Origin of the sequence: Pseudomonas sp. FP1762 (assembly GCF_030687105.1) — a bacterium.
Classification (GTDB): domain Bacteria; phylum Pseudomonadota; class Gammaproteobacteria; order Pseudomonadales; family Pseudomonadaceae; genus Aquipseudomonas; species Aquipseudomonas siliginis.
Window position 1 is genome coordinate 430610 of record NZ_CP117458.1, and the last position, 16345, is coordinate 446954.

A 16345-nucleotide genomic window follows, 5' to 3' on the forward strand; every position below is an offset into this window, starting at 1 on the left:
CTTCAGCTCAATACAGATCCACCGGATCAACATCCAGCGACCAGCGCACTGCCCGCCCACTCGGCATCTGCTCCAGCACCAGCATCCAGCTCGCCAGCAACCGGTGCAACGGTGCCCGCGCGGTCGCCTGTAACAACAGCTGGGCGCGATAACGCCCGGCTCGGCGCTCCATCGGCGCCGGCACCGGCCCGAGCAACTCGATGCCGCTCAGATTCAATTCGGCCAGCAGGCGTTCGGCTTCGCTGCACGCTTCATCGAGAAAACCTTCCGCCTGCCCCGGCTTGTGCGCTTCGGCACGCAACAGCGCCAAATGGGCAAACGGCGGCAACCCGGCCGCGCGGCGCTCGCTCAAGGCTTGTTCGGCGAAGGCGAAATAACCCTGCTCGGTCAGTTGCACCAATAAAGGGTGGTCGGCCAAATGCGTCTGGATGATCACCCTGCCCGGCTCCTCAGCCCGGCCGGCGCGCCCGGCGACCTGGACGATCAACTGCGCCATGCGCTCGCTGGCGCGGAAGTCGCCGGAAAACAGGCCACCGTCGGCATCCAGAATCGATACCAGCGTCACCCGGGGGAAATGGTGCCCTTTGGCCAACATCTGCGTGCCGACCAGAATGCACGGCTGGCCTTTCTGGATTGTCGCGAACAGCTGATTCATCGCGTCCTTTCGCGAGGTGCTGTCGCGATCGACGCGCAGTACCGGGTAATCCGGGAACAGAATCGCCAGGCGTTCTTCGGCGCGTTCGGTGCCGGCGCCGACGGGGCGCAGATCGACCTTGCTGCACTTCGGACACTGGCGCGGCGTGCGCTCGACGTTGCCGCAATGGTGGCAACGCAATTCGCCGTAACGTTGATGCACGGTCATGCGCGCATCGCAGCGCGAGCACTCGGACATCCAGCCGCAATCGTGGCAGAGCAGGGTCGGGGCAAAGCCGCGACGGTTGAGGAACACCAGCACCTGCTGGCCGTTGGCGAGGGTCTGGCCGATGGCTTGCTGCATCGGCCCGGAAATACCGCTGTCGAGCGGACGGCTTTTCACGTCCAGCCGCAGGAAGCGCGGTTGCTTGGCGCCGCCGGCGCGTTCGTTCAGGCGCAACAGGCCATAGCGACCGGTGTAAGCGTTATGCAGACTTTCCAGCGACGGCGTGGCGGAGCCGAGCACGATCGGGATGTTTTCCTGCCGCGCGCGTACCAGTGCCAGATCGCGAGCGTGGTAGCGCAGACCTTCCTGCTGTTTATAGGAGCCGTCGTGCTCTTCATCGATGATGATCAGCCCGGGATTTTTCATTGGCGTGAACAGGGCCGAACGGGTGCCGATAATAATGTCGGCCTCGCCATCACGGGCGGCGAGCCAGGCTTCCAGGCGTTCGCGATCATTTACCGCCGAGTGCAGCAGGGCGATGCGCGCATTGAAGCGCTGTTCGAAACGCGCCAGGGTCTGCGGGCCGAGGTTGATTTCCGGGATCAGCACCAGTGCCTGTTTGCCGGCTTCGAGGGTTTCGCGGATCAGTTGCAGATAGACTTCGGTCTTGCCGCTGCCGGTGACGCCGGCCAACAGGAAGGCGTGATAGCTGTCGAAGCCAGCGCGAATCGCTTCATACGCCGCGCGTTGTTCGCTGTTGAGCGGCAGCTCCGGTTGTGCCAGCCAGTGTTCATGGCGGACGCCGGGGGCGTGGCGGCGGATTTCGACTTGCACCAGTCCCTTGGCCAGCAGCAGATCGAGGCTGTCCTTGCTCAGCATCAGTTTGCTCAGCAACTGATGGGCGACGCCGTGGGGGTGCTGGGCCAGCGTGGTCAGCGCCTCGCGCTGGCGTGGCGCACGGGCCACTCGCGGGTCATCGACGCTGGCGCCGGGGGCCACCGACCAGAAGCGTTCCTGGCGGGCTTCGGCCAGCTCGCCCTGACGCAGCAGCACTGGCAAGGCCCAGTTCAAGGTGTCGCCGAGGCTGTGCTGATAATACTGCGCCGTCCACAGGCACAGCTTGAACAGCGCCGGCGGCAGCGGTGAAGTCGAGTCGAGGAGGGCCAGTGCCGGTTTGAGTTTTTCTGCCGGCACCTCGCTGGTGTCGGTGACCTCGACCAGAATCCCGATCATCTCGCGCCGACCGAACGGCACCCGCAAGCGCATGCCCGGCTGCAATTGCTCACGCCGCACCCCGGCCGGCGCCCGGTAATCGAACAGGCGGCGCAGAGGCGAAGGCAGGGCAAGGCGCAGAATGGCGTCGGGCACGCGGGGGGATCTCGATACGCAAAATGATCGGATATGCATGACCTGTGGGAGCGAGCCTGCTCGCGAAGGCGGTGGGTCAGGCAACACATGTGTCGACTGCCATGGCGCCTTCGCGAGCAGGCTCGCTCCCACAGGGAAGTGCGTTCAAGGCCGGGAGCCTAGCAGACGGTCGGTCTCGGTGACAGCTTGCGCGATTGAAAAGGTCTGGTAGAATCCGCGGCCTAATTACGTGCGGTATTCAACAATAGTGTTGGGTGGCGGCACGCTAGCCTGAGGAAGACACCATGAAAGCCGATATCCATCCGAACTACCCGGAAATTGCTGTTACCTGCAGCTGCGGTAACAAGTTCGAAACTCGTTCGACCTACGGCAAAGCCCTGGCGATCGACGTTTGCAACGAATGCCACCCGTTCTACACCGGTAAGCAGAAGACTCTGGACACCGGCGGCCGTGTGCAGAAGTTCGCAGACCGTTTCGCTACTTTCGGCGTCGGCAAAAAAGCCTGAGGCTGATCATTTTGGATGGTCGTTTCGACTTCTCCAGACTGATGAAAAAGGCGTCCCTTGCGGGCGCCTTTTTTGTGTCTGCGATTTGGCTGTCCGCCGCCCAGGCGTTCTGCCCGACACCCGCAGGGCTGACCAGCGTCAGCGTGCAGCGGGTGGTCGATGGCGACACCCTGCGCCTGAGCGACGGGCGCAATGTGCGCATGATCGGCCTCAATACGCCGGAACTGGGCAAGCAGGGCCGCAGCGACGAACCCTTCGCCGTGGCGGCGCGTAAACGCCTGCAAGCGCTGGTGGATGAGAGCGGCGGCCGGGTCGGCTTGCGGCCCGGCAAGCAGGCGAAAGACCATTACGGCCGTACGCTCGCGCATGTTTACAGCGTCAGCGGAGTGAATCTCGAAGCGCAAATGCTTGCCGATGGCCTGGGTTTTCACGTTGCGGTCGCGCCGAATGTCGACCTGGTCGCCTGCCAGCAGGCCGCCGAACGCAGCGCTCGACAGGCCGGGGTTGGTCTCTGGCGGCAATCGCCGGTGCGGAAAGCGCAGGAGATCCAGCGTTCAGGCTTTGCCGTAGTCAGCGGTCGGGTGAGCAAGGTGCAGCGCAATCGCGGCGGAATCTGGATCGAGTTGCAGGACAGGGTTGTATTGCGGGTTGCACCCAATCTGCTCGGACGATTTGACAGTGCTGATCTGGAAGCACTGAAAGGCAGGCAGATCGAGGCGCGTGGCTGGGTGGTTGACCGATCCCGGCGCGGTGGATTGCAAAAGGGTCAGGCGCGCTGGTTGTTGCCGTTGACCGATCCTTCGATGCTGCACGTACCGCGTTGAAGAAAAATTGTAGACATTTTTACAGCTGATTGTGAACAGTCCAGCCCTTGTGCGCCGTGGCTCTTGGCCCAAAGTCGTAGGGCAGGGCGCTTGACAGCGGTGACTGCCCAGTCTTGTGGGGACTTTGCGAGGCGCGTATCCTCGCTGACCAGTCTGTCCAACAGTAAAAAAGCGGAATGCCAAAATGTCTGATCTGAAAACTGCCGCTCTCGAATACCACGCCAATCCTCGTCCGGGGAAGCTGAGTGTCGAGCTCACCAAGGCCACTGCTACCGCCCGCGACCTGTCGCTGGCCTACAGCCCCGGCGTAGCTGAACCAGTACGCGAGATCGCTCGCGATCCTGAACTGGCCTACAAATACACCGGCAAGGGCAACCTGGTGGCAGTCATTTCCGATGGCACCGCGATTCTCGGCCTGGGCAACCTCGGCCCGTTGGCGTCCAAGCCTGTGATGGAAGGCAAGGGCGTGCTGTTCAAGCGCTTCGCTGGCATCGACGTATTCGACATCGAAGTCGACTCGGAAAGCCCGCAAGCCTTCATCGACACCGTCAAGCGCATCTCCATCACCTTCGGTGGCATCAACCTGGAAGACATCAAGGCGCCAGAGTGCTTTGAGATCGAACGCGCTCTGATCGAGCAGTGCGACATTCCGGTGTTCCACGATGACCAGCACGGCACCGCGATCGTGACCGCTGCCGGCATGATCAACGCCCTGGAAATCGCTGGCAAAACCCTGCCGGAAGCAAAAATCGTCTGCCTCGGCGCCGGCGCTGCCGCCATCTCCTGCATGAAACTGCTGGTGAGCATGGGCGCTCGCATCGAAAACATCTTCATGGTTGACCGTACCGGCGTGATCCACTCCGGCCGTGACGACCTGAACCAGTACAAAGCCGTATTCGCCCACGCTACCGAAAAGCGCACCCTGGCAGACGCACTGGCAGGCGCTGACGTATTCGTCGGTCTATCCGGTCCGAACCTGCTGAGCGCCGAAGGCCTGCTGTCGATGGCGGCCAACCCGATCGTGTTCGCCTGCTCCAACCCGGATCCGGAAATCTCCCCGGAACTGGCGCACGCCACCCGTAGCGATGTGATCATGGCAACCGGCCGTTCGGACTACCCGAATCAGGTCAACAACGTACTGGGCTTCCCGTTCATCTTCCGTGGTGCCCTGGACGTTCGCGCCAAGCGCATCAACGAAGAAATGAAAGTCGCCGCCGCCAACGCCCTGCGCGAACTGGCCAAACTGCCTGTTCCACAGGACGTGTGCGATGCCTACGGCGGTGCTCCGCTGGAATTCGGTCGTGAGTACATCATTCCGAAACCAATGGACAAGCGCCTGATCACCCTGATCTCCGACGCCGTGGCCAAGGCTGCGATCGAGACCGGCGTGGCCACCCTGCCGTATCCGAAGAACTACCCGCTGAAAAGCGTGGATGACGTGTTCAACGGCTAAGTCGTTGTAGCGCTTCAAACAAAAGCCCCGGCTCGTGAGAGTCGGGGCTTTTTTATGCCTGAAGATCAAGAGCCCCTCACCCTAACCCTCTCCCAGAGGGAGAGGGGACTGATTGGGGGACGCTTGGGAGCTACGCCGACCTGAATGTATGGTTTTGAATCCATAATCGACACCACACTTTCAGGTCGGTGTTTGACCCCAGACAACTCGGTAAGTCCCCTCTCCCTCTGGGAGAGGGTTAGGGTGAGGGGCTTTTGATCTTCGGGTAATAAAAAGCCCCGCACTTCTCACGAAGGCGGGGCCTTTTTGCGGCATCAGGATCAGAACAAATCGATCGGCGCCTGTTCATCCGCCGGCAGCGGGCTGCCTGGCACTGCGCCGTTGCCCAGCTCGTTCACCGATGGCGGCGTGTCTTCGGCCTTGAACAGTTCGAAGTACGCACCCGGTGTGCTCGGTGTTGCTGCACGGCCGCTGACCGGGTCTACCCGCAGGCTGAGCAAGCCTTCTGGCTCAGGCTGTACATGCGGCGGCTTGTCTTTCAGCGCGGCCGACATGTAATTCATCCAGATCGGCAGCGCCACAGTACCGCCGAATTCACGGCGACCGAGGCTTTCCGGTTGGTCGAAACCGGTCCACACCGTGGTTACGTAATCAGCGTTGTAGCCAGAGAACCAGGCATCTTTCGATTCGTTGGTGGTGCCGGTCTTGCCGGCTATATCGCTGCGGCCCATGGCCAGCGCACGGCGGCCGGTGCCGAGTTTGATTACGTCCTGCAGCATGCTGTTGAGGATGTAGGTGGTACGTCCATCGACAATCCGCTCGGCCACGGCCGGCGCTTGCGGCACTACCGGATTGCCCGACGCTTCACCGGCAACCGGAGCGGCATTGACCGTGAACGACTCGGTAGCCGGCGCAGCGATACCGTCGGTCGCCGCACCACCCTGTGGCACGGTCGGCGGGTTGGCGACGAACAAAGTGTCACCGTTACGGCTTTCGATCTTGTCGATGATGTACGGGGTGATCTTGTAGCCACCGTTGGCAAAGGTGCTCCAGCCAGTGGCGATTTCCATCGGCGTCAGCGTTGCGGTGCCGAGTGCCAGCGACAGGTTCGGCGGCAGGTCCTGCTTGTTGAAGCCGAAGCGAGTGATGTAGTCGATGGTCTTGCCCACGCCCATGGCCTGCAACAGGCGGATCGACACCAGGTTGCGCGACTTGTACAGCGCTTCACGCAGGCGGATCGGGCCGAGGAAGGTGTTGGTGTCGTTCTTCGGGCGCCAGACCTTGTCCAGGTACTCGTCGACGAACACGATCGGCGCATCGTTGACCAGACTGGCAGCGGTGTAGCCGTTATCCAGCGCAGCGCTGTAAACGAATGGCTTGAAGCTCGAACCCGGCTGACGCTTGGCCTGCATGGCGCGGTTGTAGTTGCTCTGCTCGAAGGCGAAGCCACCCACCAGCGAACGGATCGCACCGTTCTGCGGATCCAGCGACACCAGTGCGCCCTGAGCCTGGGGAATCTGGCTGAATTTCAACGAATTGTCCGTCTGGCGTTGTACGCGGATCAGATCACCGACCTGCGCGACATCCGACGGCTGGCGCGGGTTGGCGCCCATGCTGTTGGTGTTGAGGAACGGTCGCGCCCATTTCATCGTGTCCCAGGCTACGTGCTCTTCACCGGTGCGGGTCAACACCTGCAGGCCGGTTTTATCGACCTGGGTGACGATCGCAGGTTCGAGGCTGCTGATGGTGCGCTGCTTGGTCAGTTCGCTGGCCCAGGCCTCGCGAGTCTTGCCTGGCAGGCGCGACTCGGGACCACGGTAGCCATGGCGCTGGTCGTAGGTCATCAAGCCTTCGTGCAGCGCGGTGTTGGCCATTTCCTGCAGATTGCTCGGCACCGTGGTGGTGACGCGGAAGCCTTCGGTGTAGGCCTCGCTGCCATAACGACCGACCATTTCGGCGCGGGCCATTTCGGCGATATACGGTGCGTTCACTTCCGGGGTCGGCACGTGATAGCTGGCGTTCAGTGGCTCGTTGATCGCGGCGGTGTAGTCGGCTTCGCTGATCTTGCCCAGCTTGTACATGCGCCCGAGGATCCAGTCGCGGCGTTCTTTGCTGCGCGCCGGGTTGGCCAGCGGGTTGAAGCGAGACGGAGCTTTTGGCAGACCGGCGATCATCGCCATCTGCGCCAGGCTGATGTCACGGATCGATTTGCCGTAATACACCTGCGCCGCCGCCTCGATGCCGTAGGCGCGGTTGCCCAGGTAGATCTTGTTGACGTACAGCTCAAGAATCTCGTCCTTGGTCAGCTGTCGCTCGATCTGCAAGGCGAGGAGAATTTCTGTGGTTTTACGCGAGAAGCTGCGCTCGCTGGTGAGGAAGAAGTTCTTCGCCACCTGCATGGTGATGGTGCTGCCGCCGGACTGAATATGCCCGCTCTTGACCAGTTGCGTCGCCGCGCGCATCAGGCTGCTCGGGTCGACGCCATAGTGGTTGGCAAAATTGTCGTCTTCAGCACTTAGTAACGCATTGATGAAGTTGGGCGGAATGTCGGCGAAACGAATCGGTGTACGGCGCATTTCGCCAAATTCTGCGATCAACTTGTTGTCGCTGCTGTAGACGCGCAGAGGAATCTGCAACTGAATGCTTCTCAGCGCCTCCACAGACGGCAAACCCGGACTAAGGTAAAGAAAGGCGCCGCTGAGACCTAAGAGCAGTCCGCAGAAAACGGCGACGATGGACCAACCGAAAAATTTCAGCAGACGAATCAAGGCTTTTGGACATCCAGGGCAAAGAATGAATTTGGCACGGGGCTGCGGTTACACACAGAGCCATCCGCGCTGGCAGTAAAAAGCGGAAAAAATCGCTGGGCATTATAAGCACTTTTCCGTCGGGGGCGTCATTGGCGCTTCTGTCAAGACGGGGGTGAAGGAACGCAATGCGTATTACAGAGTCCGTAACTCACGGAAAGTCATAGGGAATTGGTAGTGCTGGGACTCTTCAATAAAAAGACCAATGCGTTACTGGGGATCGACATCAGCTCCACGTCGGTGAAGCTGCTGGAACTGAGCCGTCAGGGCGAGCGCTACCGGGTCGAGGCCTATGCGGTGGAGCCGTTGCCGGCGAACGCCGTGGTCGAAAAGAACATCGCCGACCTCGAAGGCGTCGGCCAGGCGCTGAGCCGGTTGCTGGTGAAAGCGCGAACCGGGGTCAAGAGCGTGGCGGTGGCGGTGGCCGGTTCTGCGGTGATCACCAAGGTCATCGAGATGGACGCCGGGCTGTCCGACGACGAACTGGAAAACCAGCTCAAGATCGAGGCCGACCAATACATTCCCTATCCGCTGGACGAAGTCGCCATCGATTTTGAAGTCCAGGGCGTCTCGCCGCGCAACCCGGATCGGGTCAACGTGCTGCTTGCCGCCTGTCGCAAGGAAAACGTCGAGGTACGTGAAGCGGCGCTGGCGCTCGCCGGCCTGACCGCGCGGGTGGTGGACGTCGAGGCCTACGCCCTCGAGCGCTCGTTCGGTCTGCTGGCGACGCATCTGGCGGCCTCCCAGGAGCGCCTGACCGTGGCGGTGGTCGACATCGGTGCGACCATGACCACTCTCAGCGTCCTGCACAACGGCAAGATCATCTATACCCGAGAGCAATTGTTCGGCGGACGTCAGCTCACAGAAGAGATCCAGCGCCGTTACGGCCTCACGGTCGAACAGGCGGGCCTGGCGAAAAAACAGGGCGGGCTGCCTGACGATTACGTCAGCGAGGTCTTGCAGCCATTTCGCGAGGCACTGGTGCAGCAAGTCTCGCGTTCGCTGCAGTTCTTCTTCGCCTCCGGCCAGTACAACGCGGTCGACCATATCCTGTTGGCCGGCGGCACCGCCTCGGTGCCCGGCCTGGACCGTCTGATCGAACAGCGGCTGGACACGCCGACGCAGGTCGCCAACCCATTCGCCGACATGGCCTTGGGCAGTAAGGTCAACGCAGGAGCGCTGGCCAGCGACGCGCCAGCCTTGATGATTGCCTGCGGGCTCGCGCTCAGGAGTTTCGACTGATGGCGCGGATCAACCTTCTCCCCTGGCGCGAGGAACGCCGCGAAGAACGGCGCAAACGCTTTCTGCTGGTACTTATCGGCGTGCTGGCCGGCTCGATCGGCGCGGTGCTGATTGCCGACCAGATCATCACCGCAGCGATCGAGCGGCAAATGGCGCGCAACGATTACATCGGCAAACAGATTGCCGTGGTCGACGAACGCATCAAGCAAATCAGCGAGCTCAAGGCGCGCCGCCAGCAACTGGTCGAGCGCATGCGCATCATCCAGGACCTGCAGGGCAATCGGCAGATCAGCGGGCGGGTCTTCGACCAACTGGCGCGTACCCTGCCGGACGGCGTGTATTTCACCGATGTGAAAATGGCCGGCAAGACCCTGTCCATCAGTGGCGCGGCGGAGTCGAACAACCGGGTCTCCGAGCTGATGCGCAATCTCGACGCGTCCGACTGGTTCGACGCGCCAAGCCTGAATGAGGTCAAGGCCACCAGCGCCGATCAGGTCGAACAGGCCAACGTCTTCCAGCTGACCGTTCGTCAGACCCAGCCCAAGGTTCTGGAGGACGAGCAATGAACGCCTCCGAATGGCTGCAAAGCCTGCGCAATATCGATTTCAACGACCTCGACACCAGCAACATCGGCTCCTGGCCCCCGGCGGTAAAAACCCTGTGCGGTGCGCTGGTGATGGTGTTGATCCTCGCGCTTGGCTATTACTTCTTTATCAGCGATATGGAAAATCAGCTCGACCTCAAGCGCGAAGAGGAAACCACCCTCAAGGAACAATTCGCCAGCAAGGCGCGGCTGTCGGCGAACCTTGAGCTGTATACCCAGCAAATGAAGGAAATGGAAAACACCTTCGGCGTGCTGCTGCGGCAATTGCCCAGCGACACCGAAGTGCCGGGCCTGCTCGAAGACATCACTCGCACCGGTCTGGGCAGCGGCCTGGAATTCGAAGAGATCAAGCTGCTGCCGGAAGTGACCCAGCCGTTCTACATCGAGCTGCCGATCCAGATCACCGTGACAGGCGCCTATCACGACCTCGCGACCTTCGTCAGCGGCGTCGCCGGGCTGCCGCGAATTGTCACTCTGCACGATTTTGAACTGGCGCCGGCCAATCCCGAGGGCGGGACGAAGCTGCGCATGAGTATTCTTGCCAAGACGTACCGCTATAACGACAAGGGGCTGGAAAAATGACCCCGATTCGTTATCTCGTCCTGCCCATGATGCTGGCGCTAAGCGGCTGCGGTGGCGGCGATGACTTCAGCGACCTCGACGCGTACCTCAACGAAGTGCGCCTGCGTCCGGCGGGCAGGATTGAACCAACGCCGACATTCCGGTCTTACCCCACATTCACATACAGCGCCGCCAACCTGCGCAGTCCGTTCTCGCGGCAGGCGCGGGTCGATCTGGCCGGGCAGAAACACGGCTCGCGCAACGTCAAACCCGACCCTAACCGGGTCAAGCAATATCTTGAAGGATTCAATATCGAGCAGTTCGAAATGGTCGGCACGATCGCCAATGCCTCGGGCTCGTTTGCGCTGTTGCGCGGCGCAGGCGGGGTGCATCGCCTGAAAGTCGGCGACTACCTGGGCCGCAACGACGGCCGCATCGTCGCCATCAGCCCTACCCAGGTCGATGTCGTCGAGATCGTGCCCGACGGCGCCGGCGCCTGGCTGGAGCGGCCGCGCACCATTCCTTTGAAAGAGCACTCATAGTGGAAGTCGAATAATGAACAGGATTTTCTCCACCCTCGGTTTTTCGCTATGGATAGCGCTGGTGTCACCGATGGTAATGGCGGCCAGTCTGAAAGCGCTGGATGTCGCCGCGCTGCCGGGTGACCGCGTCGAATTGAAGCTGTCGTTCGACGGCCCGCCACCACAGCCCAAGGGCTACACAACCGAGTCACCGGCACGCATTGCACTGGATCTGCCGGGCGTGACCAGCCAGCTGACCAACAAGAATCTTGATCTGGGCAGCGGCAACGCGCGCACGGCCACGGTGGCCGAAGCCAAGGATCGCACGCGGCTGATTGTCAGCCTGACGCAGTTGGCGCCTTACAGCACGCGGGTCGAGGGCAATAATCTGTTTGTGGTGGTCGGTCAGGGCGCTTCCGCGACTGCGCCGCGCCCGGCCGTCGCTGCACCGCGTGCCGCCACGGCCGCCGCAGCACCGGCCAGACCGGCCGCGCAACGCAGCAGGGCGATTCGCGGCGTCGATTTCCAGCGCGGCACCGAGGGCGAGGGCAATGTGGTCATCGATCTCTCTGATCCGACCATCGCCCCGGATATCCAGGAGCACGACGGCAAGATCATCCTCAGCTTCGCCCGTACGCAACTGCCGGAAAAACTGCGCGTGCGCCTCGACGTCAAGGACTTCGCCACCCCGGTGCAGTTCGTCAACGCAGCGCTCACCGGCGATCGTACGGTGATCAGTGTCGAGCCCAGCGGCACCTTCGACTATTCCACATTCCAGACCGACAACAAGCTCACCGTGAGCGTTCGTCCGATGAGCATCGACGACCTGCAAAAGCGCAACGCCGACCGTCAGGCCTATGTCGGCGACAAGCTCTCGCTGAATTTTCAGGACATCGACGTGCGCTCGGTGCTGCAACTGATCGCGGACTTCACCAATCTCAACCTGGTGGCGAGCGACACGGTGCAGGGCGGCATCACGTTGCGCCTGCAAAACGTGCCGTGGGATCAGGCACTGGATCTGGTGCTGAAAACCAAGGGGCTGGACAAGCGCAAGATCGGCAACGTGCTGCTGGTCGCGCCGGCCGATGAAATTGCCGCTCGCGAGCGTCAGGAACTGGAATCGCAGAAGCAGATCGCCGAGCTGGCGCCCCTGCGTCGTGAGCTGCTGCAAGTCAATTACGCCAAGGCAGCGGACATTGCCAAGCTGTTCCAGTCGGTGACCAGTGCCGAGGCCAAGGTCGACGAGCGCGGTTCGATTACCGTCGATGAGCGAACCAACAACATCATTGCCTACCAGACCCAGGATCGCCTCGATGAACTCCGGCGGATCGTCGCGCAGCTGGATATTCCGGTACGCCAGGTGATGATCGAGGCGCGCATCGTTGAGGCCAACGTCGATTATGACAAGAGCCTGGGCGTGCGCTGGGGCGGTTCGGTGCAGAACAAGGGCAACTGGAACGCGTCCGGGGTCAATGGCTCCTCGAGCACCATCGGTACGCCGGGCAGCACCGGCACCAACTCGCCGTTCGTCGACATGGGCACGGTCAACAATACCTCGGGGATCGGCATCGCGTTCATCACCGACAACGTGCTGCTGGATCTGGAACTGACGGCGATGGAAAAGACCGGCAACGGTGAAATCGTCTCGCAGCCGAAGGTAGTCACCTCGGACAAGGAAACCGCAAAAATCCTCAAAGGCACCGAGATTCCCTATCAGGAGGCCAGCTCCAGCGGCGCGACCTCGGTGTCGTTCAAGGAGGCTTCGCTGTCACTGGAAGTCACACCGCAGATCACCCCGGACAACCGCATCATCATGGAGGTCAAGGTCACCAAGGATGAGCCCGATTACCTGAACAAAGTGCAGGATGTGCCGCCGATCAAGAAAAACGAGGTCAACGCCAAAGTGCTGGTAAATGACGGCGAGACCATCGTAATCGGCGGCGTTTTTTCAAATACTCAGAGCAAGGTCGTAGATAAGGTGCCATTTCTTGGCGATGTGCCGTATCTTGGCCGCCTTTTCCGGCGTGATGTGGTTTCGGAGAAAAAATCCGAGCTGCTGGTATTTCTCACTCCGCGTATCATGAATAACCAGGCGATTGCTGTGAGTCGTTGATTCTGTGCGAAATTTGATACTTGTAGGACCGATGGGTGCTGGCAAAAGCACCATCGGCCGATTGCTGGCCAAAGAGCTGCGCCTGCCGTTCAAGGATTCCGACAAGGAAATTGAGCTGCGCACGGGTGCCAATATCCCATGGATCTTCGACAAGGAAGGCGAGCCCGGCTTTCGTGACCGTGAGCAGGCGATGATCGCCGAGCTGTGCGCGTTCGATGGCGTGGTGCTGGCGACCGGCGGCGGCGCAGTGATGCGTGATGCCAATCGCAAGGCCCTGCATGAAGGCGGGCGCGTGGTGTATCTGCACGCCTCCGTCGAGCAGCAGGTCGGCCGCACCTCCCGCGACCGCAATCGGCCGCTGCTGCGTACCGCCGATCCGGCGAAAACCCTGCGCGACCTGCTCGAGATCCGTGATCCGCTTTATCGGGAAATTGCCGATCTGGTGGTGGAAACCGACGAGCGGCCGCCACGCATGGTGGTGCTCGACATTCTCGATCGTCTCGCGCAGTTGCCACCCCGTTAAAGCATCGCCCGAAATGCGCTATCCTCGGCGTCCTGTCAGCGCCCGCCGAGGGTGTGGCGGTTGCCGGGCGAGCGGCGTCATACCGCTACAGGCCGCAGAACACCAATAATTTCAGGGCAGGACGCCTGCTTCCATCTTCACTGTGGGGACACATGCAGACACTCAAGGTCGATCTAGGCGAGCGCAGCTACCCGATTCATATTGGCGAAGGTCTGTTGGATCAGCCGGAACTGCTGGCGCCGCATATCCACGGGCGGCAGGTGGCAATCATCTCCAACGAAACCGTCGCGCCGCTCTATCTCGAACGTCTGACCCGCAGCCTTGCGCAGTTTTCGGTTATCTCGGTGGTGTTGCCTGACGGCGAAGCCTTCAAGAACTGGGAAACCCTGCAACTGATTTTCGACGGTCTGCTGACCGCCCGTCATGACCGCCGCACCACCGTGATCGCCCTGGGCGGCGGGGTGATCGGCGACATGGCCGGTTTCGCTGCCGCTTGCTATCAGCGCGGTGTCGATTTCATCCAGATTCCTACCACGCTGCTGTCGCAGGTCGATTCGTCGGTCGGCGGCAAGACCGGCATCAACCATCCGCTGGGCAAGAACATGGTCGGCGCGTTCTATCAGCCGAACGTGGTGCTGATCGATACCGCATCGCTGAAAACCCTGCCGCAGCGCGAGCTGTCGGCGGGCCTGGCGGAAGTCATCAAGTACGGCCTGATCTGCGACGAACCATTCCTGACCTGGCTCGAAGAAAACGTCGACGCCCTGCGCGCGCTGGATCAAACCGCGCTGACCTATGCGATCGAGCGTTCCTGCGCGGCCAAGGCTGCGGTAGTCGGCTCCGATGAAAAGGAAACCGGCGTCCGCGCTACGCTCAACCTCGGCCACACCTTCGGCCACGCCATCGAAACCCACATGGGCTATGGTGTCTGGCTGCATGGCGAGGCGGTGGCGGCGGGCACGGTGATGGCGCTGGAAATGTCCGCGCGCCTGGGCTGGATCAGCGAGCAGGAGCGTGATCGCGGCATTCGTCTGTTCCAGCGGGCCGGCCTGCCGGTCATTCCGCCTGAAGAGATGAGCGAAGCCGATTTTCTCCAACACATGGCAATTGATAAAAAAGTGATCGACGGTCGTCTGCGCCTGGTGCTGCTGCGCCGGATGGGCGAAGCGGTAGTGACCGACGATTATCCGAAAGAGGTTCTACAGGCCACGCTGGGAGCGGATTACCGCGCCCTGGCTCAGCTTAAAGGTTAAAACGATTCCGATGACTAGTTTGCATGCCGACGAGGCGTTTCTCGGCCATTTCCAGTTAAGTCACGACCCGTTCGCGCCACGGGTGCCGGGCTTCAAATTCTTCCCGGCTCAGCGCAAACCGGTGCTGGGTCAACTGCATCACCTGGCGCGTTATAGCCAGTTGCTGCTGGTGGTCACCGGCCCGCAAGGCAGCGGCAAGACCCTGCTGCGGCAGGCGCTGGTGGCCAGCACCAATAAGCAATCGGTGCAGAGCGTGGTGGTTTCCGCCCGTGGCGCCGGTGATGCGGCCGGCGTGCTGCGCCAGGTGGCGCAGGCGCTGGATGTCGCGCAGGCCGAAGTCGGCGCGATTCTCGAGCAGGTGGTGCAACTGGGTCTGACCGGGCAGGAAGTCTATCTGCTCGTGGACGATGCCGAGCAGCTCGACGAGTCCGCGCTGGAAGCGTTGATGGCGCTCGGCGCCGGCACGCCGGAAGGTCGTCCGCATGTGTTCCTGTTCGGCGAGTCGTCGCTGATCGCTCAGCTTGAGGCGTTGCAGCTCGAAGAAGAGCGTTTCCACGTCATCGAATTGCAGCCGTACACCGAAGAAGAGACCCGCGAATATCTCGACCAGCGGCTGGAAGGCGCGGGCCGGGGTGTCGAACTTTTCACCGCAGATCAGATCTCTGATATTCACGAAAGCTCCGAGGGCTGGCCGGGCAACATCAACCAGGTCGCTCGCGATGCACTGATCGAAGTCATGATTGCCAGCCGCTCTGCGGTCAAGCGTCCAAGTATGGGGTTCAACATGCCGAAGAAACACGTATTGGCGATTTCCGCCGTCGTTGTGGTCGCGGTTGCCGCCGCCTGGCTGATGCCGGGTCGCAGCAAGGCACCGACCACCGGTGCTCCGGCCAACGAACAGGCGCAACTGCCATTGGGTCAGGGCGCAGCGAACGGCGCCAACCCGTCCGTCGAATTCGCCGGCAATACCCAGCCGATGCCGCTGCCATTGGTCGGCAACTCGCAGCCGGTCATGCGTGGCCCGCTGGCGGAAGCCGCCGGTGGCATTACCGAAGGCGACGACGGCGTGCCGCTGGAAGGCTCCAGCGATACTCCGCCGACCGTAACCACCTCTGCACCGCCTGCGGGCGTTCCGGCCGGTCCTGCGCCGACACCGGCTCCGACCCCTGCCGCCAAACCGGCACCAACACCGGCACCGACGCAGATCGCCACGGCCAAGCCTGCTCCGGCCACGCCAGCGCCAGCCGCGAAACCGGCCCCCGCTCCGTCCAAGCCTGCCGACAAGCCGGTCACGGTTGCCAAAGCCGCCGGTGGCAGCTGGTACGCCGGTCAGCCGACCAGCAACTATGTCGTGCAGATCCTCGGCACCAGCTCGGAAACCGCTGCGCAGAACTTCGTCAAGGAGCAGGGCGGCGAGTACCGTTATTTCAAGAAAGTCCTCAACGGCAAGCCGCTTTACGTGATCACCTACGGCAACTTTGCCAATCGTGATGCGGCCGTTTCTGCCATCAAGGCCTTGCCAGCGAAGGTTCAGGCTGGTAAACCTTGGCCTCGCACTGTCGCCAGCGTCCAACAGGAACTGGCAACAACTCGCTGAAGATTCGGCGGCCTTACCCAGGCCGCCTCTCCCGGCACCTCAAAATCTCCACGAGTGCGCGCCGCCTGAAAGGGCCGCGTGCCTTGTGGTGTCTGCGTCACAGTAGTCTTTGAG

General features: G+C 61.7%; 13 protein-coding genes. 11 read left to right on the forward strand and 2 right to left on the reverse strand.

The genetic code is table 11. From position 1 onward, the window contains the following. Window positions 1-7 precede the first annotated feature (7 nt). Window positions 8-2227 (reverse strand): primosomal protein N', encoded by a 2220-nt coding sequence (locus PSH90_RS01890; protein ID WP_305382032.1) that lies wholly within the window; start codon window positions 2225-2227, stop codon window positions 8-10. 284 nt (window positions 2228-2511) lie between these two features. Here PSH90_RS01890 and rpmE point away from each other — a divergent pair, with 284 nt between their 5' ends. From rpmE to PSH90_RS01905, 3 genes are all read left to right on the forward strand, one after another. Then, a complete protein-coding gene (gene rpmE / locus PSH90_RS01895; protein ID WP_041477565.1) occupies window positions 2512-2733 on the forward strand; it encodes a 50S ribosomal protein L31 in 222 nt (73 codons plus the stop codon). 41 nt (window positions 2734-2774) lie between these two features. Beyond that, the gene (locus tag PSH90_RS01900) at window positions 2775-3557 is read left to right on the forward strand and encodes a thermonuclease family protein (RefSeq protein ID WP_056787325.1); all 783 of its coding nucleotides are present in this window, start codon (window positions 2775-2777) and stop codon (window positions 3555-3557) included. A 184-nt stretch (window positions 3558-3741) separates the two neighbouring features. Next, entirely contained in the window at window positions 3742-5010 is a 1269-nt protein-coding gene (locus PSH90_RS01905; protein ID WP_016772053.1) for a malic enzyme-like NAD(P)-binding protein, read from the forward strand. A 320-nt stretch (window positions 5011-5330) separates the two neighbouring features. Here PSH90_RS01905 and PSH90_RS01910 read toward each other — a convergent pair whose 3' ends face one another. Further along, complete coding sequence (locus tag PSH90_RS01910; protein ID WP_370695129.1) at window positions 5331-7775, reverse strand: penicillin-binding protein 1A; 2445 nt, start codon at window positions 7773-7775, stop codon at window positions 5331-5333. Window positions 7776-7994: 219 nt separating this feature from the next. Here PSH90_RS01910 and PSH90_RS01915 point away from each other — a divergent pair, with 219 nt between their 5' ends. From PSH90_RS01915 to PSH90_RS01950, 8 genes are all read left to right on the forward strand, one after another. Then, complete coding sequence (locus PSH90_RS01915) at window positions 7995-9059, forward strand: pilus assembly protein PilM (RefSeq protein ID WP_056787331.1); 1065 nt, start codon at window positions 7995-7997, stop codon at window positions 9057-9059. After that, window positions 9059-9625, forward strand: a complete 567-nt coding sequence (locus PSH90_RS01920) for a PilN domain-containing protein (protein ID WP_305382035.1) — start codon at window positions 9059-9061, stop codon at window positions 9623-9625. The genes PSH90_RS01915 and PSH90_RS01920 overlap by 1 nt, the downstream gene beginning before the upstream one ends. Further along, the gene (pilO, locus tag PSH90_RS01925; RefSeq protein WP_041477570.1) at window positions 9622-10245 is read left to right on the forward strand and encodes a type 4a pilus biogenesis protein PilO; all 624 of its coding nucleotides are present in this window, start codon (window positions 9622-9624) and stop codon (window positions 10243-10245) included. The genes PSH90_RS01920 and pilO overlap by 4 nt, the downstream gene beginning before the upstream one ends. Beyond that, entirely contained in the window at window positions 10242-10766 is a 525-nt protein-coding gene (locus PSH90_RS01930) for a pilus assembly protein PilP (protein ID WP_041477571.1), read from the forward strand. The genes pilO and PSH90_RS01930 overlap by 4 nt, the downstream gene beginning before the upstream one ends. 13 nt (window positions 10767-10779) lie before the next feature. Next, window positions 10780-12858, forward strand: a complete 2079-nt coding sequence (pilQ, locus tag PSH90_RS01935; protein WP_150638039.1) for a type IV pilus secretin PilQ — start codon at window positions 10780-10782, stop codon at window positions 12856-12858. A 4-nt stretch (window positions 12859-12862) separates the two neighbouring features. Continuing rightward, entirely contained in the window at window positions 12863-13381 is a 519-nt protein-coding gene (gene aroK / locus PSH90_RS01940) for a shikimate kinase AroK (protein ID WP_024011270.1), read from the forward strand. Between the two features lie 152 nt (window positions 13382-13533). Then, a complete protein-coding gene (gene aroB / locus PSH90_RS01945) occupies window positions 13534-14634 on the forward strand; it encodes a 3-dehydroquinate synthase (RefSeq protein WP_305382036.1) in 1101 nt (366 codons plus the stop codon). Window positions 14635-14644: 10 nt separating this feature from the next. Beyond that, a complete protein-coding gene (locus PSH90_RS01950; protein ID WP_041477574.1) occupies window positions 14645-16231 on the forward strand; it encodes an AAA family ATPase in 1587 nt (528 codons plus the stop codon). The last annotated feature ends 114 nt before the right edge of the window (window positions 16232-16345 follow it).

Bases quoted from the DNA above. Each gene is read 5' to 3' on its own strand.
- PSH90_RS01950 (WP_041477574.1), top strand. From the start codon at position 14,645: ATGACTAGTTTGCATGCCGACGAGGCGTTTCTCGGCCATTTCCAGTTA.
- pilO (WP_041477570.1), top strand. From the start codon at position 9,622: ATGAACGCCTCCGAATGGCTGCAAAGCCTGCGCAATATCGATTTCAAC.
- pilQ (WP_150638039.1), top strand. From the start codon at position 10,780: ATGAACAGGATTTTCTCCACCCTCGGTTTTTCGCTATGGATAGCGCTG.
- PSH90_RS01900 (WP_056787325.1), top strand. From the start codon at position 2,775: ATGAAAAAGGCGTCCCTTGCGGGCGCCTTTTTTGTGTCTGCGATTTGG.
- PSH90_RS01920 (WP_305382035.1), top strand. From the start codon at position 9,059: ATGGCGCGGATCAACCTTCTCCCCTGGCGCGAGGAACGCCGCGAAGAA.
- aroB (WP_305382036.1), top strand. From the start codon at position 13,534: ATGCAGACACTCAAGGTCGATCTAGGCGAGCGCAGCTACCCGATTCAT.
- PSH90_RS01930 (WP_041477571.1), top strand. From the start codon at position 10,242: ATGACCCCGATTCGTTATCTCGTCCTGCCCATGATGCTGGCGCTAAGC.
- PSH90_RS01905 (WP_016772053.1), top strand. From the start codon at position 3,742: ATGTCTGATCTGAAAACTGCCGCTCTCGAATACCACGCCAATCCTCGT.
- rpmE (WP_041477565.1), top strand. From the start codon at position 2,512: ATGAAAGCCGATATCCATCCGAACTACCCGGAAATTGCTGTTACCTGC.